This is a genomic window from Pseudomonas sp. JL23 (assembly GCF_056933585.1).
In genome coordinates this window covers 2386763-2411841 of the sequence record NZ_CM167795.1, presented here as the reverse complement: position 1 = coordinate 2411841, position 25079 = coordinate 2386763, and the positions used below count along the sequence as shown (strand labels likewise).

Genomic DNA, 25079 nt, shown 5'->3' with positions numbered 1-25079 from the left:
GATGCCGCCACGCAAAAGTGCCGTGATAACAGCCGCCAAGAGTAACCGTTTTCATGGTCGGTCGCGCTCTATTACGGGTATGGTGGGCCGACAGCAAAAGGAGAGGACCGATGAGCAAACGAATAGCCTTGGTACTGGGCTCCGGCGGCGCGCGTGGTTATGCGCATATCGGTGTGATCGAAGAGCTGGAACGGCGTGGTTATGACATTGCCTGTATTGCCGGTTGCTCCATGGGCGCCGTGGTCGGCGGCGTCTATGCCGCTGGAAAACTGCGTGAATACCGTGAGTGGATCGAGAGCCTGGACTACCTCGACGTGCTGCGTCTGGTGGACGTCAGCTTCCGTCTGGGAGCCATCCGTGGGGAAAAGGTTTTCGGGCAGATTCGCGAGATCGTCGGCGAGATCAATATCGAAGACCTGCGCATTCCCTACACGGCCGTGGCCACGGACCTGACCAACCAGCAGGAAATCTGGTTCCAGGAAGGCAACCTGCATCAGGCCATGCGTGCCTCGGCGGCCATTCCCAGCCTGTTTACCCCGGTCATTCAGGGCAATCGCACCCTGGTCGATGGCGGCCTGCTCAACCCGCTGCCGATCGTGCCGGTGGTTTCAGCCCATTGCGACCTGATCGTGGCGGTCAATCTCAACGCCACCAATCAGGGCCAGTACCAGTTGCCGGTGATCGAGCGCACCCCCGCCGTCAAGCGACGCTTCGACAGCCTGATGGGCTCACTGGGTTCGCGCCTGCCGTTCCGGCGCAAGCTCGACCCGCTGAACCCGGAGCTGTTGCAGATAGAAACGGTGGCCGCCACCTGGCCCGGCGAGGACTCAGCCGACCCACTCGACCAGCAACCCGCCGCCGCCCCGCAAGCTGCTGGCGCGCCGAGGTCGGCTGCGGGCTCGTTTATCGTCGATAACGTCGGCCCGGCGTCCCTGCTGGATCTGATCAACCAAAGCTTCGAGGTCATGCAGACGTCCCTAGCGCAATACAAGATCGCCGGTTATCCGCCAGATATCCTGATCAACGTGCCAAAACGAGTGTGCCGATTCTTCGAGTTCTACAAGGCGCCGGAATTGATCGCCCTGGGCCGGGAGATTGCCAGCGATACCCTGGATCGGTATGAGAAGGAGCATGGGCGCTGAACAATTGATTTGAAACGCGCTCGGCGGGATCTAGTGCTCCAACAACCGATAACCCACTCCCGCCTCAGTGACGATAAAGCGTGGCGCCGCCGGATCATCGGCGAGTTTCTGCCGCAGATGGCCGACGACGATTCTCAGGTAGTGGGTATCTTCGGTATGGGTCGGGCCCCAGATATCCTTGAGCAGTTGCTGCTGGGTAATGACCCGCCCCGGATGCCTGGCCAGTTGCGCCAGCACCGCGTATTCCTTTCGGGTCAGGCTGACTTCGACGCCATCGAGCAGCACCCGGCGAAAGGCCAGGTCCACCGTCAGCGGGCCGAACACTGAAGCCGACGGCACCTGCTCGCCCCCGCCGACCTGACGCAGCAGTGCGCGGATCCGCGCCAGGAACTCCTGAATCCCGAAAGGTTTAGTCACGTAGTCGTTGGCACCACTGTCCAGCGCCTGAACTTTCTCGGCTTCGCTGGCCCGCACCGACAGCACCAGCACCGGTATCGCCGACCATTCGCGCAGTTCACGCAGCACCTGTTGGCCGTCCATGTCCGGCAGGCCGAGATCAAGCACCACCAGATCGGGCTTGTTCAACGCCGCCACGCTCAAGCCTTCGATGCCGGTGGCGGCTTCGAGCACTTTATAGCCCTGTGACGCGAGGCTGATGCGCAGGAATTTGCGGATCTGCGGCTCGTCGTCGATCACCAGAAGGGTGGAAGTCTGGCTCATGCTGGCCGTGCTCTTGTCAGTCGAAAAAGAGTCGCTAGCCTAACGCAATCACGGCTCATGAATGGCTTTCCGTTTCATCTTCCGGCTGAGTCGGCAAGGGCAGGTGCAGAGTGATGCAGGTGCCGCGCCCATCGATGCCTTCTGCCACGCTGATCCGACCGCCGTGGGCGCCGACCATGCCCTGGCAGATCGCCAGACCCAGCCCCGTGCCCTGGCCGCCGCGATCACCACGGGCAGCGGTGTAGAACATATCGAAAATCTTCGCCCGCTCGGCTTCGGGAATGCCCGGCCCTTCATCGCTGACGGCAAAGGACACCTCGCTGTCATTGACCGCCACTTCAACGGCCAGCCGTCCGTGCACTGGCGAAAAGCGCGCAGCGTTTTCCAGCACATTAACCAATGCCTGCTCGATCAGCGCAGCGTGTACATAAAGCAGCGGCAAGTCTTGGGGCAAGCGCGTCATCACCTGTAATGGCGCGAGCACCGCGCGCAGGCGATTGAGCGCGCTGCCGACGATATCGCCGGGCGACACCCAGTCACGGGCCAGCTTCAGGGCGCCGTGGCCCAGACGGGTCATGTCCAGCAGGTTCTGGATATAGCGATCCAGACGCTCGGCTTCGTCGCGGGTGCCTTCCAGCAACTCGATACGGTCCTCCCGTGGAATCGCCTCGCCCAGAGCCAGCAGGCTGTCGATGCTGCCACGCATGGCGGTCAGCGGCGTGCGCAGATCGTGGGAGACCGAGGCCAGCAACGCACTGCGCAGCTGTTCTGTCTCACCGTGCAACCGCGCGGCTTCAAGTTCCTCGGCCAGCTGTGCCCGCGCCAGAGCCTGGGCCAGTGGTTGGCTGAGGGCGGTGAGCAGGCGACGGCGTTGCGCGGTGAACGCCTGACCATCACGGGGGCAGACTCCCAGCAGCGCCAGCGGCCCCTCCTCCGCCGACAACGGCCACCACCACCAGCGCCCGGACGGCAAGGTGCCGGTGCCATGGCCGGCGGCCTGATCGTGCTGCCAGGCCCAGTCGGCGGCGGCGCGTTCAGGCTCGGACAGTTGCAGTGAGGCGTCGCTTGCCGACTTCCAGCCACCCTGACCATCGCGCTCCAGCAGGCACACCTGCAATTCCTGCCAACCACCCAGATGCTGCGCCGCTGCGCTCAATACCGCCTGGCGGTCCGTAGCAGCGGTGAGTTTGCGTGACAGATCGAGCAACTCGCTGGTTTCCTCCTGAGTATCGCGCAGGGCCTGCAGCTGGCGGCGCTGGCGAGCGGCCAGATTACCGGTCAGGGCCGCCATGAGCAGGAAGAACAGCAGGGTCAGCACGTCTTCTTCGCGCTGGATGCTCAGGGAAAAGGTCGGCGGAATGAACAGGTAGTCATACGCCAGAAACGACAGCGCCGCACAGGCCAGGGCCGGCCCCAGGCTGCTGCGCACCGCCACCAGCAGCACGGCGGCGAGGAACACCAGAGAGATATTCGGCAACGCGAGAAATTCCGCCACCGCCTTGGCCAGACAACTGGCCAGCACCGTGGCGATCAGCGCCAGGGCATAGTCGAACCAGACCAGCTGCCGCGCCGAGCGCGCCACTGGCTGGTCCGCGCGCGTCTCGCTGTCGAGCACATTGATTTCCAGGCCATGGGCATCGCGCAACAGCCGCGCCGCCAGACCACCGCCGAACAGCCGCCGGCGCAGACGTGGTCGTGACTGACCGACCAGCACCAGGCTGGCGCGGCGTTCAGCGGCGTGCTGGATCAGGGTTTTCGCCACCTCTCCCGCACGCAGCAGAATCACCTCGCCACCGAGGCGTTCGGCCAGTTGCTGAGCATTTTGCAGACGCATGCGCGCCACTTCGTCCAGGACCCGGCCATTATCCACATGCACCAGACTCCACGGCAGATGCCGTCGCTGCGCCACCCGGCTGGCATGGCGCACCAGACGCTCGGCCTGGGCATCGCCGTCGATCCCCACCAACAGCCGTCCGCGCACGGCCGGAGCGTCCTGCCCCAGCTGCCGATAACCCTGAGCCAGATCGTCATCGACCTGAGCCGCCGCCGTCTGCATCGCCAGCTCACGCAGGGCGGTGAGATTGGTCTGGGTGAAAAATGCGTCGATGGCCGCCCGCGCCTGCTCCGGCACGTAGACCTTGCCCTCGCGCAGCCGCTCCAGCAGTTCGCGGGGCGGCAGGTCGATCAGCACCAGTTCGTAGGCTTCCTGCAACACCCAGTCGGGCAGGGTTTCGCGCACCTGCACGCCGGTGATGCCGCGCACCTGATCGTTGAGGCTTTCCAGATGCTGGACGTTGACCGTGGTGTAGACGTCGATGCCTGCCGCGAGCAGTTCCTGAATATCCTGCCAGCGCTTGGCATGGCGACTGCCGGGGGCGTTGCTGTGGGCCAGCTCATCCACCAGCACCAGTTTTGGCGCGGCCTTGAGCAGGCCGTCCAGGTCCATTTCTTCCAGGGTCACGCCGCGGTATTCCGAACGCAGCAAGGCTTGTTGCGGCAAGCCACCGAGCAACGCCTCGGTCTCCGCGCGGCCATGGGTTTCGACGACACCGGCGATGATCCGCGTGCCCTGGCGCAACTGGGCGTGGGCGGCCTGGAGCATGGCGTAGGTCTTGCCTACCCCTGGTGCTGCGCCGAGAAACACCTTGAGCCGCCCACGGCCCTCCCTGGGCAGGTCCGCCAACAAGGCATCGGCACGGCCGGAATCACTCAACTTGATGCTCTCCATTGATTACAGCTGGGCGCTACGTTGCGCAGACGGTAACTCATCCAGCTGCTTATTCAAGGTCAGCACATTGACCACCGGTGGCCCGATCAGGGGACGATAGGTGTTGTCGTCGATCAGATCCTGCACACGGGCCAGGGGCAGATGCCGGGCCGCAGCGACGCGGGCGCTCTGATAGGCCACGGCGGCCGGCGTCAGATGCGGGTCGAGACCGCTGCCGGAAGTGGTCAACAGGCTCAAGGGCACCGGGCCCTGCTCCGCTACGAAGGCACTGGCGGCATCATCGGCAACGCGCTTGGCCAGGGCCGGATTGCTCGGTGCCAGGTTACTGGCCCCGCTGGCAACGGTGGCAAAAGCCCCGGCCGATGGCCGTGAATGGAACCATTCATCACCGGTAAAAGCCTGGGAGATCAGCTCGGAGCCACGGACCTTGCCGCTGGCATCATGGATCAGGCTGCCGTTGGCCTGTGCGGGGAACGCCACCTGGGCTATTCCGGTCACCACCAGCGGATAGGCCACGCCGGTAATCAGGGTCATCAACACAATCAGGCTCAGGGCCGGACGCAGTACAGTGGACATGATGGAACTCCTATAACACTTGTTGGAGCGAGGCTCGCCCGCGAGGGCGACAGACCTGACTCGAAGAATATGTTGAATGTACGGGCCTCTTCGCGGGCAAGCCTCGCTCCAACGGATCGGGGATTGCCGCACGAAAACGGCTGGCCTCAGACCAGATGCAACCCGGTCAACAGCATATCGATCAGCTTGATCCCCACGAACGGCACGGCAATCCCGCCCAGGCCGTAGATCAGCAGGTTGCGCCGCAGCAGTGCCGCCGCACTCGCCGCCTGCACCCGCACGCCGCGCAGGGCCAGGGGGATCAGCACAACGATGATCAGGGCGTTGAAGACGATGGCCGAGAGGATCGCACTCTGCGGGCTGGCCAGTTGCATGATGTTGAGCACGCCCAGTTGCGGATAAATCGCCGCGAACAACGCCGGCAGGATGGCGAAGTACTTGGCCACGTCATTGGCAATCGAGAACGTGGTCAGGGCGCCGCGGGTAACCAGCAGTTCCTTGCCGATCTGCACCACATCCAGCAGCTTGGTCGGATCGCTGTCGAGATCGACCATATTGGCCGCTTCCCGCGCCGCCTGGGTGCCGTCGTTCATGGCCATACCGACGTCCGCCTGGGCCAGGGCCGGGGCATCGTTGGCGCCGTCGCCGCACATGGCGACCAGGCGACCGTCGTTCTGCTCCTGACGGATGCGCTCCAGTTTTTTCTCCGGCGTGGCTTCGGCCAATACATCATCGACCCCTGCCTCGGCGGCGATGGCCGCAGCAGTCAGCGGGTTGTCACCGGTGACCATGACCGTGCGGATACCCAGCTTGCGCAGCTCGGCAAAGCGCTCGCGAATGCCGGGCTTGACCACGTCCTTGAGGTGAATGGCGCCCAGCAGCTTGTGCCCGACACAGACCAGCAACGGCGTGCCGCCGGTCTTGGCGATCTTGTCGATCTCCCGGGACAGGGGCAATGGCAGATCGCTGCGCTGCATGCTGACAAAACTCAGCAGCGAATCCACTGCGCCCTTGCGATAGATGCGCTCGCCATGGTCGACGCCGGACAGCCGTGTCTCGGCGCTGAACGGCACGGCAGTCAGTTCCTGCAACGATGGCTCGTTGAAGCTGTGCAGTTCGCGCAGGTACTCGACAATCGACTTGCCCTCGGCAGTGTCATCAGCCAGGGACGCCAACAAGGCACCCTCAGCCAGCTCCTTGGCGGTCACACCGGGCGCGGCATACACCGCGCTGCAACGGCGGTTGCCGAAGGTGATGGTGCCGGTCTTGTCCAGCAACAGCACATGCACGTCCCCCGCCGCTTCCACGGCGCGGCCGGACTTGGCAATCACATTCAGGCGTACCAGGCGGTCCATCCCGGCGATGCCGATGGCCGAGAGCAAACCACCGATGGTGGTAGGAATCAGCGTGACCAGCAGCGCCACCAGAAACACCAAGGGCAGGCTGCCACCGGAGAAACGGGCGAACGGCTGCAGAGTCACCACCACCAGCAGAAAGATCAGGGTCAGACCGATCAGCAGGATATCCAGCGCCACTTCATTGGGCGTCTTCTGCCGTTTGGCACCTTCGACCAGAGCGATCATGCGGTCCAGGGTCGACTCGCCGGGATTGCTGCTGATGCGTACCAGCAACCAGTCCGAGACCAGCCGGGTATTGCCGGTGACCGCCGAGCGATCGCCCCCCGACTCGCGGATCACCGGCGCCGATTCCCCGGTAATCGCAGCTTCGTTGACCGCCGCGATGCCTTCGATGACTTCGCCGTCGCCGGGGATCATTTCCCCGGCTTCGACCCGTACCACATCGCCCTTGCGCAAGGTCGTGGCATTGACCACCCGGAATGCCCCAGTGCTTTCGCGCAGCCGCGCTTTCAGGCCTTCGCTGCCAGCCTTGAGGCTGTCGGCCCGGGCCTTGCCGCGACCTTCGGCCAAGGCTTCGGCGAAGTTGGCAAACAGCACGGTGAACCACAGCCACAGGGCTATCTGCACGGCCACCGAGGTCGGCACGGCCGGGTCGGGGATGGCGCACAGCACCGTGGTCAGGATCGCCGTCAGCTCCACCACCAGCATCACCGGCGAACGCTGCAGCTGCCGCGGGTCGAGCTTGACGACGGCCTGGATCAGCGCCGGGCGCCACAGGTCGGCGATGGCAGTCTTGGCTGATGGAGCAACAGCGGGTTGCTCAGGTTGTTTCGCAACAGGAATCTGCATATTCATCATCGTGTCCTCAGAAACCCAGGCTCAGGTGTTCAGCAATCGGCCCCAATGCCAGGGTCGGCAGGAAGGTCAGGCCGCCGACCAGCAAAATGGTCACGGTCAGCAGGGTGACGAACAGCGTGCCGTGGGTCGGGAAGCTGTTCAGGCCCAGCGGCGCGGGTTTCTTCAGCGCCAGGCTGCCCGCCAGGGCCATGACCGGCAGGATGTAGCCGAAGCGGCCGAGGAACATGCCCAGGCTGAGCATCAGGTTATGAAAGGTGGTGTTGGCGCTGAAACCGCCGAACGCCGAGCCGTTGTTGGCCGTGGCCGAGGTGTAGGCATACAGCAACTGACTGAAACCATGGGCGCCAGGGTTGCTCACCGCGCCGGCCGGACCGGGCAGGCTTGCTGCGACGGCACCCAGCACCAGCACGCCCACCGGCATTACCAGCAGGGTCGCGACCAGTAGCTTGACCTCGTAGGCCTGGATCTTCTTGCCCAAGTATTCCGGGGTGCGGCCGATCATCAGGCCGGCGAGAAATACTGCGATCAGCACGTTCAGCAACATGCCGTTGAGGCCCACGCCGACGCCACCGAAGATCACCTCGCCGACCATCATATTGGCCAGGGCGACCATGCCACTGAGGGGGTTGAGGCTGTCATGCATGGCATTGACCGAGCCATTGGACGCGGCGGTGGTCGCCGTGGCCCAAAGCACAGTGGCTGTAGTGCCGAAGCGGGTTTCCTTGCCTTCCAGCGGTGCAGTCTGCTCGACATTGGCGATGTTCAGGGTCGGGTTGGGCTGGTATTCCGCCCATAGCGACACAGCGCCGCCAATGGCCAGCAACAGCACCATGCAGGCGATGATCGCGCGACTCTGACGCAGGTCCTTGACGTAATGACCGAAGGTGAACACCAGGGCCGCCGGGATCAGCAGGATCGACACCAGTTCGAACAGGTCGCTCCAGGCCGTAGGGTTCTCGAACGGATGCGCCGAGTTGACGCCGAAGAAACCGCCACCGTTGGTGCCCAGTTGCTTGATGGCAATCTGGCTGGCTGCCGGGCCCAGAGGGATGCTCTGGTCGGCGCCTTGCAGGGTCACGGCATCGACATAGTGAGCGAAGGTTTGCGGCACACCCTGCCAGACCAGGAACAGCGCCAGCATGATGCAGATCGGCAGCAGGCCATACAGCGTGGCACGGGTCATATCGGCCCAGAAGTTACCCAGGTGCTGGGTCGAACGACGACCGATCCCGCGACAGAACGCTACCAGTACGGCAATGCCCGTGGCGGCGCTGACAAAGTTCTGCACGGTCAGGCCGGCCATCTGGCTCAGGTAGCTGAGCGACGCCTCGCCGCTGTAGCTCTGCCAGTTGGTGTTGGTGACGAAACTCATGGCGGTGTTGAACGCCAGCGACCACTCCATGCCCGGCAGTTTCTGCGGGTTGAGCGGCAGCACGTCCTGCAACAGCAGAATGGCGAACAGCAGGACAAAGCCCGCCAGGTTGAAGATCAACAAGGCCAGGGTATAGGTTTTCCAGTTCTGCTCGACCTTGGGATCAACCCCCGACAGCCGATAGCACACCCGCTCCACTGGCCCAAGCAGCGGCGTCAGCAACGTGCGCTCGCCTTCCATTACCCGGAACCAGAAGCGCCCGAGCCAGGGCGCGGGCAGCAATACCAGGGCGAGAAAGGCCAGGATCAACAGATAGTCATAACTGTGCATGGCGCCTCCTAGACCCGGCCGGCGCGCAGCAGCGCCACCAACAAGTACACGAACAGCCCTGCCGCCAACAGCAGTGACACCCCATCCAGAACGTTCATCGAAACTCTCCGTCGCTGCGGCGATTGCCGCGTATGAGCAATTGTCCGCAGCAGGGGCGTAAAGGAACGAGAGCGAGACCCCGGACGGGGCGTAAAGAAGGCGTAAATATCCGCGTTACAACACGTTGATCGGCCGGATGGAGGGCTTGGCCCCGGTTCGGAAAAGCGGACTAGACTTGCCGTGTACAGGTAGTTTCCGGCCCTGGTCGAGCAACGCCATCATTGTGCCTCCTGATAGTTTTGACAGGTTTCAAGATCGTTACGTGGCGTTATCGTGTGGGCCTTTTCCCCCGGCGCAGGACAAGCCATGAACACTTATCAGAGAAAAACCGGCGCATTCGATATCGCCTGGCAGGCGAAGCAGACCGAGACCACCCCCGCTGTGCAATTAACCGTCAAGGAGCAGGAAGTCATACGATGGGCCGCCCTGGGCAAATCCGCCTGGGAAATCTCCCGGATACTCGGTAGAACCGAAGCAGCGGTAAACTTTCACTTATGCAATATTCGACGCAAGTTCGGGGTTAACTCGTTGCGGGCCGCATTGGTGAAGGCGATTGATCAGGGGTTGATTGTGTTGCATTGAAAGCAATGCAACGGCGGTATGCCTGAAGAATTGCAACCCTATTCGGTACTTTCTCGCAGATGCTCCCCCTTGTACCAATATCGATACATTTCCAACATACCGCCGACACCTTGAAGAATCAGCCTTTCGCCGCGCCTGCTGGCGAACTAATATGCCAGCAGCGTTGATCTTCAATAGCGGCCAGTGATGGCGGCATCACCAGGCAGCAGTCCCAGCATGCAGACACCTTCCGATTCGCCCACCGACGACAACACGCCCCTCACCGAGCCGCGCTGGAACACCCGCGCCCTGATCGTCGATGACGACGTGCCGATCCGCGAGCTGCTCTGCGACTACCTGGCTCGCTTCAATATCCAGAGCCGTGGCGTGACCAATGGCGAGGAAATGCGCCAGGCCCTGGAAGAGGAAGTGTTCGACGTGGTGGTGCTGGACCTGATGCTACCCGGCGAAGACGGCCTGTCACTGTGCCGCTGGCTGCGCAGCTCCTCGGATATCCCGATCCTGATGCTCACCGCTCGCTGCGAACCCACTGACCGCATCATCGGCCTGGAACTGGGCGCCGACGATTACATGGCCAAGCCGTTCGAACCACGGGAACTGGTGGCGCGCATTCAGACCGTACTGCGCCGAGTCCGCGACGACCGTAGCGAACAGCGCACCATCATCCGTTTCGATGCCTGGCGCCTGAACAGCGTGTTGCGCCAACTGACTTCGCCCGAAGGCCTGGTGGTGCCGTTGTCCAACGCTGAATTCCGCCTGCTGCGGGTATTCATCGAACGCCCGCGGCGGGTACTGACCCGCGAGCAACTGCTGGACGCCGCCCGTGGCCGCTCCATCGAAGCCTTCGACCGCAGCATCGACCTGCTGGTCTCGCGCCTGCGCCAGAAGCTCGGCGATGACCCGCGCTCACCGCAGCTGATCAAAACCGTGCGCGGCGAAGGTTACCTGTTCGACGTCAGGGATATCGGTTGATACGCGCCTTCGACACCCTGTTCGCTCGCCTGTTTGGCGGGGCGATGCTGGCGATCGTGCTGGCACACATCATGGCATTTATCTGGTTCGTCAATTACGGCCCGGGCTTTCCGCCACAGGGACCGCCACCGCGACATATGTCGGGCAATCCGCCGCCACGCCCCTTCGATCCCTCACGCCCGCCACCGCCCAGGGAAGGCACTTGGCTGATGGCTATCCGCGGGCCGTTGGTGCCCTTTGGCTTCCAGTTGGTGACGCTGGTGGTGGTCGCCTGGTTTGGCGCCAAGGCCCTGAGTCGGCCGTCCCGGCGCATCAGCGAGGCTGCCGAGCGCCTCAGCGAAAACCTCGACAGCCCGCCCCTGGAAGTCAGCGGCCCGAGGGAGATACGCCAGGCTGCCCTGGCCTTCAACCTGATGCAGGAACGGATCCGCGACCAGGTACAGCAGCGCGGACGCATGCTCGCGGCGGTGTCCCATGATTTGCGCACGCCCCTGTCGCGCCTGAAGCTGCGGGTCGAACAGATCGACGACCTGCGCCTGCACGACCAGATGAGCCAGGACCTCAACGACATGATCGGCATGCTCGATGCCACCCTCACCTACCTCAACGAGCAACGCACCAGTGAAGTCGTGCAGTTGTTCGATATCCAGGCGCTGATCGAGTCCCTGGCCGAAAACGCTCAGGACAATGGCAACGATGTCCAATACAGCGGTGAATGCAAACCGCTCAAGACCCAGCCCATGGCCCTGCGCTCGTGCCTGAACAACCTGATCGACAACGCCCTGCGCTACGCCGGCAATGCCAATGTCGAGATCCAGGACAGCGCCGAGCGGTTGCGGGTGATCGTCAGCGACAACGGCCCCGGCATCGCGCTGGAGTTTCATGAAACCGTGTTCGAACCCTTCTACCGCCTGGAAGGCTCACGCAACCGCAATTCCGGTGGCGTCGGCATGGGCATGACCATCGCCCGCGAAGCCGCACGGCGCATGGGCGGTGACTTGCACCTGAGCCAGACGCCAGGCGGCGGACTGACCGTGACCCTGGATCTGCCACGGTTCTAGCCCGGTAACATCCGCGATACAAAATCCCCATACGCAGGACAACTCCCGGACAGATTCTGCATAAGCCGGTGGACTCGCGCCGGTCCATTTTTACTCTGAGGGGAGTCAGTCTTATGATCAGCGGCGTCAGTGGTAGCAGTGGCTACTCGAACTACACCCGTTCAAGCACGAGTTCGACCACAAGCGTGGACAGCAAGAAGTTCCAGGAACAATTGCTGGCAAAACTCGATACCGATGGCGACGGCAGCATCAGCAAGGACGAGCTCAGCGCGTCCCTGTCGTCCAATCCCAAGGATGGCATCACGGTCAGCCTGAGCAAGGCGTTCAGCAGCCTGGACAGCGATGACGACGACAGCCTGAGCAGTGACGAACTGGCTGCCATTGAGCCACCGCAACAGGGCGGCAACGGCCCGGCCACCGATATGGCCGACGACCTGCTCAGTTCGCTGGACAGCGACGGTGACGGTTCGATCAGCAGCGACGAACTGACCGCCGGCCTGACCAGCGCGGGCAGCAGCGCTGACAGCTCGCAAGTGTTCGATGCCCTGGACACCAATAAGGACGGCACCGTCAGCCTTGACGAACTGACCGCCGCCCTGCAACCGCAGGATCCACCGCCACCGCCGCCATCGGGCCAGGGTGACGCCTCGCAGCTGTTCAGCGCCATCGACAGCGACGGTGATGGCAGCATCACCAGCAGCGAATTGACCAGCGCCCTGAGCAGCGCCAGTTCGAGCAGCGCAACCAGCAGCACCAACTCGACGAGCTCGACCAGCAGCACCGATGCCGACAACCTGTTCAGCGCTCTGGATGCCGACAGCAGCGGCAGCGTCGATCTCAACGAACTGCTGACCGCACTGCAACCCAATCAGACCGGCAACACCAGCTCGACCGCTGCCAGCACGTCTGACTCAAGTAACAGCGCCAGCAGCAAGGACGCCGCCGCCCAGGCCCTGAGCCGGATGGTCGCGGCCCTGAGCCAGCGCTATGACACTGAAGGCGGCAAGCCGGTGGGCAAGTACTTGAATACTGCAGCCTGACAAATCCATTGAAACGGTAACGCTCACCTTGTAGGAGCTGCCGAAGGCTGCGAACGGTTTCTGGCTGACATACCGCTTTCGCAGCCTTCGGCAGCTCCTACAGGTGGGTACCGACTCAAATGCCTGTCATTTCAGCGGCCTTTCGCTGTGCACCCAATCGATCAGCAGGCTATAAGCCACGGCCAACAGCGTCGGGCCGATAAACAGACCGATGAAGCCAAAGGTCAGCAGACCGCCAAACACTCCGAGCAGCACGATCACCAATGGCAGGTTGCCGCCCCGGCTGATCAGGTACGGCTTGAGCACGTTGTCCACGCCGCTGATGATGAACATGCCCCAGATCCCGAGAAAAATCGCCATCCCGTAGTTGCCCTGCCAGGCCAGCCAGGCCGTGGCCGGAATCCACACCAGTGGCGGGCCCATGGGCACCAGGCTGAGCAGAAAGGTGACGATCCCCAGCACCACGGCCCCCGGCACCCCGGCAATCAGGAAGCCGATCAGCGCCAGCAGCCCCTGGGCCGCCGCCGTGCCGATCACGCCGTTGACCACCCGCTGCACCGTACCGGCCACCAGCTCCAGGTAATACTCGGCGCGCTCGCCGATCAGGCGTTGCAACAGGCTCAGGACGAACGCCGACAAGCGCGGACCGTCACGATAAAAGAAGAAGGCAAAGATGACACTCAGGGTCAGCTCGACGATGCCGCCGCCAATCTGCGCACTGCGCGCCAGCAGCCAGTTACCCACTTCGCCCAGATACGGCTTGATACTGGCCATCAGCGCCGCGCCTTGCTGGTCGATGCTGTTCCAGTAACCGACCAGGCGCTCGCCGACCAGCGGAATGCTGCCCAGCCATGAGGGCGGATCCGGCAAACCGTCGACCTGAACGTTTTTGATAAAGACGGTGGCGTCGCGCACATGGTCGGCCAGATTGAAGCCGAGCCACACCAGAGGCAGCGCCACCAACAGGATCCAGCAGAGAGTCAGAATCAGCGCGGCCAGGGACTCACGGCCGTTCAACCAACGGGTCAGAACGCGCATCAGCGGCCAACTGGCAAAGGCCAGCACCGCTCCCCAGATCAACGCCGACCAGAACGGCAGCATGACCCAAACACAGGCCCCGAGCAGCCCCAGCAGCAGAATCTGCACCAGCAGGCGATCATTATTGAACATGGGGATTCCATTCAGAGGGCGTAGACAGAGAGCATAACGGCAAATGCAAAAGGCAGGAGCCAAGGTTTTCGCGAGGGCATAAACCTGCGGGAGCCGGCTTGCTGGCGATGGCGTCGAATCAGTCGCCGACGCTATTGCGAGCGCTTCGCACTCGATCGCCACCAAGGCGGCTCCCACAAGAGCTCATTCCAGGGCAAAAAATGTATCCTGTTTTACGGAATCACCTGTAGAACCAACCCCGGCTTGTCAGCGCTGCCCAGCTCAAGCCGCGCAGCACGTACGCCCTTGGCCACCAGCGCTTCCCGCCACGCTGGCGCCTGGGCTCCGGCCACAGTGATGCGCAGGGTGCTGTCCAGATTCAGGCCACGGGACAGCAAGGTCGCCCAGGTGTCGGAAGGCGCGCCGTCCAGCCGCGGCAACGGCAGGCTGCCGGTGCTCTTGAGCTGGCGCAGCAGGGTCGCTGAAGTTGGCAGCAATTCACCCAAAGGCGCAGAAGCGACGAATTGTTCGACATGCAGGTAAGCCCGGCGATTACCACGGGTAATGCTGTAGAGCGCTACCAGGGTGTTGTCCTGAGGCGCAGCCAGACGCAGCAGCAGGTAGGCCTGCTCATTGTCGGAGCCAAACAGCTTGGCATTGCCGAAGACCTCGTTGGCCAGCAGGCTGCTTTCCCCGCAATCGCGCGCCTGACACCAGAACAGCAACTCGGCGCCCTGGGTGTGCAAGGCCTGCCGGGCCAGGGTAAAGGCCTCATCGGCACTGTGCTCGACCGGTAATTGGTAGGTCACGGAAGTAAGGCTGCCATGGGCGCTGACCTGGCCGTCGAAACGCAACTGGCCGCTGATCTTGCGCACCGAGCCCATGGGGTAGATGCGCTCCAGCTCGGTCGGCGCGCGGTAGTCGACGATTTCAGCGTCGCTCAGGCGGGGAATATTGGGCAGATCCTGACTGCCGGGCAGATCGGCGGCCCAGAGTGTCGGGCTGAACAGGGCCAGACACAGGAGCATGCGCACTCTCTTTGTAGGAGCGAGGCTTGCCCGCGAAAGCGATGTCTGTTTCACAGAAACTGTGTTGAAAAAAAGACCCTCTTCGCGGGCAAGCCTCGCTCCAACAGCGGTACGGCAGCGCGTAATAAATGTGTTCATAACGAGGACAAGCAAAAAAGGGAATGGGCGTAAGCGTGGGGGTGATCCATCAGGGCAGTCTCCAATATCAACCCGCCCAGCCTCGACAGTTGCCCGGTGCAAGTCAAGGAGTGGCAAAGAAGCGATTGAAACAGTCTGCAACAGAGCGTGCGCCCTCCTCTTCATTCAGGTGCAGATGGTGCCCGCCAGGCAGGGTCGAGACGCTGAAAGGCAACCCCGCGAGCAGCGCCTGGTTCTGCGCCAGAATGCCTTCGGCGGCGACGATCAACTGGGTCGGGCAACGCACGCTATCAATAAAAGACAGCGCCTGCTCGCGGGTCAGACGAATCGCCGACGGCAGCGTCAGACGGCTGTCGCTGCGCCAGGTATAACCACCGGGCACCGGCATCAGGCCGCGCTGGGCGAGCAGCTGCGCCGCCTCGCGACTGACCGCCACCACGCCGCGCATACGCACTTCAGCGGCATGGCTCTGATCGCGGTAGACCGGTTTGCGCTTTTGCGCCAACGCCGCCTGGGCTTGCAACGCCCGGCCCATGCGCTCGGCCATGCTGTCGGCCTCGCCGGTCATGGGCATCAGGCCATCAATCAGCGCCAGACGGGTGACTCGCTCAGGCAGTGAAGCGGCGAGGATCACCGAGATAATCGCGCCGAGGGAATGACCCAGCAGGGAAAACTGCTGCCAGCCCAGTTGCTCGGCGACCTGAACGATGTCGTAGGCATAATCGGCCAGATTGTAAGTCACACCCGGCGGACGATGACCGGAGTGCCCGTGCCCGGCCAGATCCAGGGCAACGATGCGCAGGCCCTTGAGGTGAGGCGCCAGGCGCGCAAAGCTGTTGGCGTTATCCAACCAGCCATGCAGGGCGATCACCGGCTGACCGTCTTCAGGGCCGAACAGATGGGCGGCCAGCTCGATATGCCCCAGGTTCAGGCGTACTTCTTCGACGACCAGGCTCATGCGCTGCGCGCCTGTTTACGCGCTTGCGCACGATCATCCCAGCGACTGAACAGCATCTTGAGCATGGTCGCGGTGTCCTCGGGGCATTCCAGGGGGAACATATGGCCGCCGGGCATCGACAGGTATTCGCCGCCGGGCAGGCGTTTCACCGAGCCGGCATGATGGGGCAACACCACGCGGCTGTTTTCGCCGCGGACCATCGCCAAGGGCACTTTGAGCTGCTGAGCGCTCGCCGGGCGGTTGTGGGGCACGCTGCGGTAGATGCTGATTTCCGTGGCCGGGTCGAAGCGCAGGCGCAACTGATCACCATCGGCCTGCAAGCCATGTTGCAGATAGGCATCGAAGCATTCGGGATCGAACCGGCGGAACAGGGTTTTACCGGCAAAATAGCGCCGGGCCGATTCCAGGTCGGCAAAGGCTTCACGTCGCCCCAGGGTACGCCCGGCCGGAGTGATGCGGTCGATAAAGCCAAAGCGCTTGGCCATGCGAATCATCAGTTGATCGGCCAGGGTCAGCACCGGCGAGTCCAGCATCACCACCCCGCGATACAGCTCCGGGCAACGCAGCGCCGCATGAAAGTGCAGAACCCCACCCAGAGAATGGCCCACGCCCCACACCGGCCCAGGTTGCTCGCGCAAATGATGAATCAGCTCGTCGACCAGGTTGAGCCAGTTGTCGTCCACCGGAAAACGCGGATCGTGGGCGTGCTGATCGAGATGGGCGACCCGATAGTCAGGCGCCAGAGCAGCGAACAGCTTGCCGTAAGTGGCCGAGGGGAAGCCGTTGGCGTGGGCGAAAAATACTTGCTGCGACATGCTGGCACACCCGATTGCTGAATCTGTGGCGATTGTGCGCAGCCGCCTGAAGCACGGCAATGACTGGAAGTGCCATCAATGACGACACTCCGGCCATTACCTGTCCTGTTTGCAGCTTTTATCGGGAGGGCGGCTCTTCGCCCAGCGGCACCACGGCAATGGTCAGCCGGGAGATACAGCTGGTCTTGCCGTCATCGCTGGTCAGGCGGATATCCCAGACGTGGGTCATGCGACCGATGTGCACCGGCCGCGCCACTGCCGTGACTCTGCCGCTGCGCAGGCCACGCAGGTGGTTGGCATTGACTTCAAGGCCTACGCAATAGAAGCGACTGGTGTCGATGACCAGATAGCTGGCCGTAGAGCCAACCGTCTCGGCCAGCACCACCGAAGCACCGCCGTGCAACAGCCCGTAAGGCTGATGGGTACGCTGATCGACCACCATGCTGGCGGTCAGGGAGTCATCGGTGACGGATTCGAAACGGATATCCAGCACTTCGCCGATGGTGTTCTTCTGCATCGCGTTGAGCTGGTCGATGTCCGGGGTTTGACGCCATACACTCATGTTCAGTCCTTTCTTGTTTTATGCGCCCTTACCGTGGGCGCATTGATCGAGTCAGCAAAACTATCCCGCGTGGCGGACGCTAAGCAACTGCATTGCACCAGCAAGGGGAAAATCGCCCTCAAGTTCGGCCAGACTGGCGGTACCCATGGGTTGGGCGTGCTGAAAACTGCCGTGGACAAGCAAGCCGATCAGCACGCCCACCAGCGGCTGGTGACTGACCAGCAGAATCTGTTCGTCGGCGTACAGGTCCAACTGCTGCAGGACCTTTTTCGGGTCGCTTTCCGGAGTCAGCCAGGGCACCGTACTGATCGGATCACTGAAACCCAGGGCCTGCCTGACCAGCTCGGCGGTCTGCTGCGCCCGCACGTAGGGGCTGGCGATGATCCGGTCCAGCGGCTTGCCCAGCAGGTGGGCGGCGCTGGCGATCACCTGAGAACGGCCATGCTCGGTCAGCTCACGCTCGGCATCACTGCGGGCATTGGCCTGGGCTTCGCCGTGGCGCAAGACCCAGACTTTCACAGCTTAGGCTCTTCGTCGCGCACCGGATGCGGCGCGGGCGGCACACGATGCGGTGCTTCACCTTCCGGCGCACGTGCAGTCGGCCAGTCAGCAAACGGCCAAGGCTTCTGCTCGGTGTGGAAGGTGCCGAACCGGCCGATCTGGGCCATGAACTGGCTCAGGCTATCACCGAAGCTCATCAGGCTGGCGCTGGGTGCGCCGTAGAACAGGCGATAACCCAATTGCACCACTACTACGACACCGAGGACCAGATTGGCCAGGTACCAGACCACTAGAAATACCAGCATCCAGACGATGCGCAGCAGGACCGATTCGTGCTGCTTGAATTTCGACTCGTTCAAGAGTGTCTCTCCCTAGGATTGCAACCGGCTCAATTGAAACCGGCAGTGGAAATGAAATCGACGTCAGTCTTGGGTTCGGCGCGCATCAACAGCTCGATGACCTGATTGAGCGTACGACCTTCGAATAGAATGGCATGCAGCCCCGCGACCAGCGGCATATAGACATTAAGCTCCTGCGCCTTGGCCTTGAGCACCTTGAGAGTGTTGACGCCCTCAGCGACCTCACCCAGGCGGCTGACGGCTTCATCCAGACTCAGCCCTTCGCCCAGGGCGAAACCCACCTGATAGTTGCGACTTTTGGGCGAAGAACAGGTAACGATCAAGTCCCCGACACCGGCCAGGCCAAGAAAGGTCATGGGATTGGCGCCCTGGCTGACAGCAAAGCGAGTCATTTCCGCCAGCGCACGGGTAATCAGCATGCTCTTGGTGTTCTCACCCATGCCCAGTGCCACCGCCATGCCGGCAATGATCGCGTAGACGTTTTTCAGCGCCCCGCCCAGCTCGACGCCAAAGCGGTCAGCGCTGGCATACACGCGAAAGGTACGGCCATGCAGCGCGGCCTGGACCGCCTTGCACAGGCCTTCGTCTGCACTGGCGACCACGGTGGCCGTCAGCGCGTGCTCGGCGATTTCCCGCGCCAGGTTAGGGCCGGACAGCACACCGATGCGCGCCTTGGGCACGATCTCTTCAAGGATTTCGCTCATCAGCTTGAAGGTTTTCGCTTCAATGCCCTTGGTCAGACTGACCAGCATCTTGCCTTCGAGCCTGTCGACATGGGCATCTAGCACCGCGCGCAGGGCGCTGGACGGCAGGGCGACGAAAATCAGCTCACAGGCGTCAAGGGTCGCAGGCAGGTCAGTGACCGGCTCGACTTCCAGGCGCACGGCGATGCCCTTGAGGTAGCGCGGGTTCTCGCGATTGACGCGGATCGCCTCGGCCTGCTCGGGGTCGCGCATCCATTGCCGGACCTGATGACCATTTTCCGCGAGCAGATTGGCTATCGCCGTGCCGAAACTGCCGCCGCCCAGAACCGCTACAGGTTGTTGTGTGGTCATGAACCACTCCATCGTGAGCCAACTCATCTGGCGATGCCGCATTATACGGAGCATGGCTGCGGCAGCCAGCGCAAACGTTGCCAAGGCAGGTGTCGCCTCGGGTAACATGCAGGGCAAACTCCTACAATGAAAGTGCTGCCCTCTTTGTGCGAATGTTCCCTTATGACGCGATGGCAATGACACAATTCCCTTGGCGCAAGCGCCTGAGCAGCTTCATTGCACACCACAGCCCGGCTTTGGTCCTCGTCGCCACGTTGCTTCTGGGCAGCTCGCCGACAATCGCTGCCGACATATTGCTCATCAGTGCCGAGGACAGCCCCCAGGTGCAGAACTTTGTCGCCGAACTGCGCCAGCACCGTGACCAGGAAAAAATACGCTATGCCACGACCGCAGAATTGCCGCCCCCCGATCAGCTTCCCCCTGAGACGCGTCTGATCCTCCTTGATCCCGCCAGTCTTGACTGGCGCCTCAGTACATCAGCAGGCCCACCGACCCTGGTGCTGCGCATCAATCGTCTGCAGGCCCATCAGCGCCTGGAAGAGCGCCGTCCGGCAAACCTGACCCTGATGTGGAGCGATCCACCACCGGCCCGGCAACTGCGCCTGATCCGCCATCTACTGCCCGAGGTCCGGCTGGTCGGTGTGCTGTTCGGCAGGAACAGCCAGTTCATGCTCAAGGAACTGCGCCATGCCGCCACGGCCCAGGGTTTTCGCCTCATTTCCCAGGCCTGGGAAATCACGGACGACAGCCGCCCGGTGCAGGCCCTGCTCAAGCAAAGCGAGGTGCTGCTCGGGCTGGATGATGCCCAACTGTACAACCCGCTAACAGTCAAGAACCTATTGCTCAGCAGCTATGCCGATCAACAGGCCCTGATCGGCCCAACAAGCGGTTTCGTCAAGGCGGGTAGCCTCGCCAGCACCTACAGCGACCAGGCGGACTGGATCGACACACTGAGCGACCTTCTCGAACAAGCGCCCGAGCGCTGGCCCAAGGCGCTCTACCCCGCGCATTTCAAAGTCATGAGCAATCCCCAGGTGGCACGCTCCCTGGGCCTGGCGCCGATCAACGAGGCCGCCCTGGCAGCCAGCCTGGCTGAAGGAGAGCGTCGCCCATGACTTTGCAGCGAGGCCGGGACATCAATACCCGCACGCAAATCATCAGCCTCGGCCCGGCGCTGTTGCTGACCCTGTTGCTGATCAGTTTCTTTACCTTCGTGCGCATCCAGGACCTGCGCCAGGAGCTCAATCACACAGGTCAATTGATCGCCAACCAACTGGCCCCTGCGTCGGAATATGGCGTGATCGTCGGCAACGATGAAGTGCTCAACAGCCTGATGCGCGCCACCCTGTCCACTCCCCATGTGCGTTTCCTGGAAATTCAGGACCGGGCCAATAACGTGCTGGTGTACGTCGAACAGCCGAGCGTCGATGGCAGCAATCCCAAGCAGGTGGAAGTCTTCCAGGCGCCGATCCGCTCGCAACGGATCAAGCTCGGCAAAGACTTCCTCAGCAACGCGGGTTCAGACGAAACCGCCGGTTTGCCCGCAGGGGATTATCTGGGCCGAGTCCTGGTGGGCATGTCCAACGACGCCTTCAGCCAGCGCCAGCAGGAAATCCTGTTCAAAGCCGGGATCCTCGCGCTGTTCGCCCTGCTCTTTACCTATATCCTGGCGCGGCGCCTGGCTTTGAGCCTGTCGCAACCGATCAGCGATATGGGCGAAGCGGTCAAGGCCATTCAGCAAGGCGACTATACAACCCCCCTGCCCGTGCCAGAGGACGCCGAACTGGGTGATCTGGCCCGGCATATCAACAATCTGGCGCGGGATCTGGAGGGCGCCAGTCAAGAACAGCAACGCGCCATCGATCAGTTGATCCGCACGCGTGAAGAGGCCGAACGTGCCAACACGGCAAAGTCCGACTTCCTGGCCATGATGAGCCACGAGCTGCGTACGCCCATGAACGGCGTACTGGGCATGCTGCAGTTGCTCGAAACCACGAAAATGACCGATGAGCAGAGCGAATATGCCGCCCTGGCTACCGAATCCACGGAACACCTGCTGCGGGTAATCAACGACATCCTCGACTTCTCGCGAATCGAGCGCAATGCCATGGAAATGGAAAGGATCGTCTTCAATCTGGTGGAATTAATCAACACCACGACCCAGGCCTTTCACCATGACGCCCAACAACGCGGGCTGACTCTGGCGGTGCATATACAGCCAGGTCTGGAAGCCTTCACCGTGCAGGGTGATCCGACGCGCATCCGGCAAATTCTGGTCAATCTGGTCGGCAACGCCTTGAAATTTACCGAAGTCGGCAGCGTACGCATCCATGCCAACTGGTGTCGCAACGCCGACGATCAGATCACCCTCATCTGCACCGTGCGCGACACCGGCATCGGCATTCCCCCGCAGCGACTGGAATCGATGTTCAATGCGTTCCAGCAGGCCGACAGCTCGATCTCCCGGCGCTATGGCGGCACCGGCCTGGGCCTGCCCATCGCCCGTACCCTGGCCGAGCGCATGGGCGGAACCTTGCGCGCCCAGAGCGAAGAGCGCTTGGGTTCGGTATTCACCCTGGACATTCCCCTGACCCTGGTGCAGCGCCCGCCCAATGTACTTGGCGTGACCGTCAGCGGCTCTTATGAAACCCAGCGCAGCTCACATGTGCTGCTGGTCGAGGACAATCCGGTCAACCGCACGGTAATCGAAGCCATGCTGCGCAGCCTGGGTCTGGAAGTCAGTGTCGCAGGCGATGGCGCCGAGGCCGTCGGCATGGTCGAAGCAGGCGAATACGCTGCGGTACTGATGGATTGCCGACTGCCGGTCATGGATGGTTATCAGGCCACGCGCCTGATCCGCCAGCATGCGCACCTGGCGAACCTGCCAATCATTGCCCTGACCGCCAATGCCCTGTACGGCGACCGCGACGCCTGTTTACAGGCGGGCATGAATGATTATTTGGCCAAACCCTTCAAACGCAGTGATTTGCAGCAGGTTTTACAGCGTTGGCTTGCCTTTGAAGCATCTGCGACTGGCGATAAATGATAAATTGCGGCAGTCTTGGCAACCGGATCGACCCCAGCCATCTGCTGGACGACAAATTTCAGTGCACAGGTGTACTTTCATTTTCCCTGTGCTGTGACTTTCACTACAACGCAATAGTCTATGGGTAGGCTGATCGCCAAGTCCCTGCGATTGAAGCACGCAAGGACCGGAGGCCGGGCACATGACCCCCTCCCTGCCGCACATGACTATTGAGGAGCTCGCATGACCAAACAAAACGCCTTTACCCGGGAAGAATTGCTGAGTTGCAGTCGCGGCGAGCTTTTCGGCCCAGGTAACGCGCAACTGCCCGCCCCCAACATGCTGATGGTCGATCGCATCACCCACATCAGCGAAGAAGGCGGCAAGTTCGGCAAAGGTGAATTGGTCGCCGAGCTGGATATCACCCCGGACCTGTGGTTCTTCGCCTGCCACTTCGAGGGCGACCCGGTCATGCCGGGCTGCCTGGGCCTTGATGCCATGTGGCAGCTGGTCGGTTTCTTCCTCGGCTGGCAGGGTCTGCCGGGCCGCGGCCGCGCCCTGGGTTCGGGCGAAGTGAAATTCTTTGGCCAGGTCCTGCCGACCGCCAAGAAAGTCACCTATAACATTCACATCAAGCGCGTTCTGCGCGGCAAGCTGAACCTGGCCATTGCCGATGGTTCGGTGAGCGTTGATGGCCGCGAGATCTACACTGCCGAAGGCCTTCGGGTCGGCGTGTTCACTTCCACTGAAAATTTCTAAGGGTATTCGCATGCGCCGCGTCGTTATCACTGGTCTGGGCATTGTTTCCTGCTTGGGCAATGACAAAGACACCGTCTCCGCCAACCTGCGTGCAAGCCGCCCTGGCATCCGTTTCAATCCGGAATATGCCGAAATGGGTCTGCGCAGCCAGGTTTCCGGCTCCATCGACCTCAACCTCGAAGAGCTGATCGATCGCAAGATCTATCGCTTCGTCGGCCACGCAGCGGCCTACGCCTACCTGGCCATGAAAGACGCCATCACTGACTCCGGCCTGACCGAAGAGCAGGTATCCAACCCGCGCACCGGCCTGATCGCCGGCAGCGGTGGCGCATCGACCCTGAACCAGATGGAAGCGCTGGATATCCTGCGCGAAAAAGGCGTCAAGCGTGTCGGCCCGTACCGCGTCACCCGGACCATGAGCAGCACGGTTTCCGCCTGCCTGGCCACCCCGTTCAAGATCAAGGGCCTGAACTACTCCATCGCTTCGGCCTGTGCCACCAGCGCGCATTGCATCGGCAACGCCATGGAACAGATCCAGCTGGGCAAGCAGGACATCGTCTTCGCCGGCGGCGGTGAAGAAGAGCACTGGAGCCAGTCGTTCCTGTTCGATGCCATGGGCGCCCTGTCGACCCAGTACAACGAAACGCCGGAAAAAGCCTCCCGCGCCTACGACGCCAAGCGTGACGGTTTCGTCATCGCTGGTGGCGGCGGCATGGTGGTGGTCGAGGAGCTGGAACACGCTCTGGCCCGCGGCGCCAAGATCTACGCGGAAATTGTCGGCTACGGCGCGACTTCCGACGGCTACGACATGGTTGCGCCGAGCGGCGAAGGCGCCATCCGCTGCATGCAGATGGCCATGGCTACCACCGAAGGCCCGATCGACTACCTGAATACCCACGGCACCTCGACCCCGGTCGGCGACGTCGCGGAAATGAAAGGTGTGCGTGAAGTCTTCGGCGCCAACGCTCCGGCCATCAGTTCGACCAAGAGCCTGTCCGGTCACTCCCTGGGCGCCGCAGGCGTTCACGAAGCGATCTACTGCATGCTGATGATGGAAGGCAACTTCATGGCTGGCTCGGCCAACATCGACGAGCTGGACCCGGAAGTGGCTGACATGCCGATCCTGACCAAGACTCGCGAAGATGCGAAGATCGATCAGGTCATGAGCAACAGCTTCGGCTTCGGCGGCACCAACGCCACGTTGATCATGAAGCGCTGGTCTGGTAAATAATCGCACCGGTAAGTAATTGCCGTCGCAGCACTACAATCAAGGCGCCCAACAGGCGCCTTTTTTGTGCCTGCAGGAAATAGCACAGCGGTTCAAGATGGGACTTTGTGGGAGCCGGCTTGCTGGCGATCGAGTGCGAAGCGCTCGCAAAGATGTCAGTGCCTGGTCCGACGCCATCGCCAGCAAGCCGGCTCCCACATGGTACACACCAGCCACAAAGACTCATTTCATTTCGAATAATTGCGCAACCCCAGAGGCCCCCATGTCCGTCATCGTCAGCAGTACCTCCAGCGAAGGCTTTCGCCACAGCGTCGACATCAACGAGCGCCACACCCTCGCCACCGACCTGCCGGTCTCTCTGGGCGGCGAAGATTCGGCGCCCTCGCCCCATGATTATTTCGATGCAGCACTGGGCTCCTGCAAGGCCCTGACCGTCAAGCTCTACGCCAGGCAACACGACATCCCCCTCACGGGCATTCGCGTCGCGGTCAGCCATGACGACAGCGAAGAGCGCAAAGGCAAATACAGCCTCAACGTCGAACTGACGCTGGAAGGCGATCTCACTGAAGAGCAGCGCACCCTGCTGCACCGTATCGCTGACCGCTGCCCGGTGCATAAACTGATGACCACCGCCGAAATCACCATCCAGACCCAGCTGGCCTGA

Annotated in this window: 24 protein-coding genes; 10 read left to right on the top strand and 14 right to left on the bottom strand. The window is 62.3% G+C overall.

The features are described from left to right. Window positions 1-110 precede the first annotated feature (110 nt). Window positions 111-1142, top strand: coding sequence for a patatin-like phospholipase family protein (locus tag AC1Z24_RS11345; protein WP_259100317.1), 1032 nt, complete (start codon window positions 111-113; stop codon window positions 1140-1142). A 30-nt stretch (window positions 1143-1172) separates the two neighbouring features. On the opposite strand, the gene AC1Z24_RS11340 is transcribed toward AC1Z24_RS11345, so the two are convergent. From AC1Z24_RS11340 to kdpF, 6 genes are all read right to left on the bottom strand, one after another. Continuing rightward, window positions 1173-1862: a response regulator gene (locus AC1Z24_RS11340; protein WP_483745712.1), complete on the bottom strand. Its 690-nt coding sequence runs from the start codon at window positions 1860-1862 to the stop codon at window positions 1173-1175. Window positions 1863-1917: 55 nt separating this feature from the next. Continuing rightward, window positions 1918-4575, bottom strand: a complete 2658-nt coding sequence (locus tag AC1Z24_RS11335; RefSeq protein ID WP_483745711.1) for a DUF4118 domain-containing protein — start codon at window positions 4573-4575, stop codon at window positions 1918-1920. Between the two features lie 18 nt (window positions 4576-4593). After that, window positions 4594-5166, bottom strand: a complete 573-nt coding sequence (gene kdpC / locus AC1Z24_RS11330) for a potassium-transporting ATPase subunit KdpC (protein WP_483745710.1) — start codon at window positions 5164-5166, stop codon at window positions 4594-4596. A gap of 146 nt (window positions 5167-5312) precedes the next feature. Then, window positions 5313-7382, bottom strand: coding sequence for a potassium-transporting ATPase subunit KdpB (kdpB, locus tag AC1Z24_RS11325; protein ID WP_483745709.1), 2070 nt, complete (start codon window positions 7380-7382; stop codon window positions 5313-5315). A gap of 7 nt (window positions 7383-7389) precedes the next feature. Next, complete coding sequence (gene kdpA / locus AC1Z24_RS11320) at window positions 7390-9084, bottom strand: potassium-transporting ATPase subunit KdpA (RefSeq protein WP_483745708.1); 1695 nt, start codon at window positions 9082-9084, stop codon at window positions 7390-7392. An 8-nt stretch (window positions 9085-9092) separates the two neighbouring features. Next, entirely contained in the window at window positions 9093-9182 is a 90-nt protein-coding gene (gene kdpF, locus AC1Z24_RS11315) for a K(+)-transporting ATPase subunit F (RefSeq protein ID WP_259100328.1), read from the bottom strand. Window positions 9183-9489: 307 nt separating this feature from the next. Here kdpF and AC1Z24_RS11310 point away from each other — a divergent pair, with 307 nt between their 5' ends. From AC1Z24_RS11310 to xopAW, 4 genes are all read left to right on the top strand, one after another. Next, a complete protein-coding gene (locus AC1Z24_RS11310) occupies window positions 9490-9765 on the top strand; it encodes a response regulator transcription factor (RefSeq protein WP_483745707.1) in 276 nt (91 codons plus the stop codon). 216 nt (window positions 9766-9981) lie between these two features. Next, complete coding sequence (locus AC1Z24_RS11305; RefSeq protein WP_483745706.1) at window positions 9982-10737, top strand: response regulator; 756 nt, start codon at window positions 9982-9984, stop codon at window positions 10735-10737. After that, window positions 10734-11798: a sensor histidine kinase gene (locus AC1Z24_RS11300; protein ID WP_483745705.1), complete on the top strand. Its 1065-nt coding sequence runs from the start codon at window positions 10734-10736 to the stop codon at window positions 11796-11798. The genes AC1Z24_RS11305 and AC1Z24_RS11300 overlap by 4 nt, the downstream gene beginning before the upstream one ends. Window positions 11799-11911: 113 nt before the next feature. Further along, on the top strand, window positions 11912-12838 hold the full coding sequence (gene xopAW, locus AC1Z24_RS11295) for a XopAW family type III secretion system calcium-binding effector (RefSeq protein WP_483745704.1): 927 nt from the start codon (window positions 11912-11914) through the stop codon (window positions 12836-12838). Window positions 12839-12964: 126 nt separating this feature from the next. Here the strand turns inward: xopAW and AC1Z24_RS11290 are convergent, their stop codons facing one another. The 8 genes from AC1Z24_RS11290 to AC1Z24_RS11255 form a co-directional block, all read right to left on the bottom strand. After that, window positions 12965-14008 (bottom strand): AI-2E family transporter, encoded by a 1044-nt coding sequence (locus AC1Z24_RS11290; RefSeq protein ID WP_483745703.1) that lies wholly within the window; start codon window positions 14006-14008, stop codon window positions 12965-12967. A 212-nt stretch (window positions 14009-14220) separates the two neighbouring features. Continuing rightward, entirely contained in the window at window positions 14221-15015 is a 795-nt protein-coding gene (locus tag AC1Z24_RS11285; RefSeq protein ID WP_483745702.1) for a DUF4892 domain-containing protein, read from the bottom strand. A 241-nt stretch (window positions 15016-15256) separates the two neighbouring features. Further along, a complete protein-coding gene (locus AC1Z24_RS11280; protein WP_483745701.1) occupies window positions 15257-16111 on the bottom strand; it encodes an alpha/beta hydrolase in 855 nt (284 codons plus the stop codon). Further along, entirely contained in the window at window positions 16108-16926 is an 819-nt protein-coding gene (locus AC1Z24_RS11275) for an alpha/beta fold hydrolase (protein WP_483745700.1), read from the bottom strand. The genes AC1Z24_RS11280 and AC1Z24_RS11275 overlap by 4 nt, the downstream gene beginning before the upstream one ends. 118 nt (window positions 16927-17044) lie before the next feature. Then, a complete protein-coding gene (locus tag AC1Z24_RS11270) occupies window positions 17045-17488 on the bottom strand; it encodes a hotdog fold thioesterase (RefSeq protein ID WP_483745699.1) in 444 nt (147 codons plus the stop codon). 60 nt (window positions 17489-17548) lie between these two features. After that, the gene (gene sixA, locus AC1Z24_RS11265; RefSeq protein ID WP_483745698.1) at window positions 17549-18007 is read right to left on the bottom strand and encodes a phosphohistidine phosphatase SixA; all 459 of its coding nucleotides are present in this window, start codon (window positions 18005-18007) and stop codon (window positions 17549-17551) included. Next, entirely contained in the window at window positions 18004-18294 is a 291-nt protein-coding gene (locus AC1Z24_RS11260; RefSeq protein ID WP_483746597.1) for a DUF4389 domain-containing protein, read from the bottom strand. Before AC1Z24_RS11260 ends, sixA begins: the two co-directional genes overlap by 4 nt. A gap of 83 nt (window positions 18295-18377) precedes the next feature. Beyond that, window positions 18378-19403 carry an NAD(P)H-dependent glycerol-3-phosphate dehydrogenase gene (locus AC1Z24_RS11255; protein WP_483745697.1) on the bottom strand — a complete coding sequence of 342 codons (1026 nt, stop codon included), beginning with the start codon at window positions 19401-19403 and terminating at the stop codon, window positions 18378-18380. 176 nt (window positions 19404-19579) lie between these two features. On the opposite strand from AC1Z24_RS11255, the gene AC1Z24_RS11250 reads away from it, so the two are divergent. The 5 genes from AC1Z24_RS11250 to AC1Z24_RS11230 all read left to right on the top strand — a co-directional run bounded on the left by AC1Z24_RS11250 (window position 19580) and on the right by AC1Z24_RS11230 (window position 25079). Beyond that, window positions 19580-20518, top strand: coding sequence for an ABC transporter substrate-binding protein (locus AC1Z24_RS11250; RefSeq protein ID WP_483745696.1), 939 nt, complete (start codon window positions 19580-19582; stop codon window positions 20516-20518). Further along, window positions 20515-22449 carry an ATP-binding protein gene (locus tag AC1Z24_RS11245; protein WP_483745695.1) on the top strand — a complete coding sequence of 645 codons (1935 nt, stop codon included), beginning with the start codon at window positions 20515-20517 and terminating at the stop codon, window positions 22447-22449. The genes AC1Z24_RS11250 and AC1Z24_RS11245 overlap by 4 nt, the downstream gene beginning before the upstream one ends. 222 nt (window positions 22450-22671) lie before the next feature. Beyond that, a complete protein-coding gene (gene fabA / locus AC1Z24_RS11240; protein WP_259100371.1) occupies window positions 22672-23187 on the top strand; it encodes a 3-hydroxyacyl-[acyl-carrier-protein] dehydratase FabA in 516 nt (171 codons plus the stop codon). Between the two features lie 10 nt (window positions 23188-23197). Beyond that, window positions 23198-24418, top strand: coding sequence for a beta-ketoacyl-ACP synthase I (gene fabB, locus AC1Z24_RS11235; protein WP_259100373.1), 1221 nt, complete (start codon window positions 23198-23200; stop codon window positions 24416-24418). A 259-nt stretch (window positions 24419-24677) separates the two neighbouring features. Next, window positions 24678-25079, top strand: coding sequence for an OsmC family protein (locus AC1Z24_RS11230; protein ID WP_483745694.1), 402 nt, complete (start codon window positions 24678-24680; stop codon window positions 25077-25079).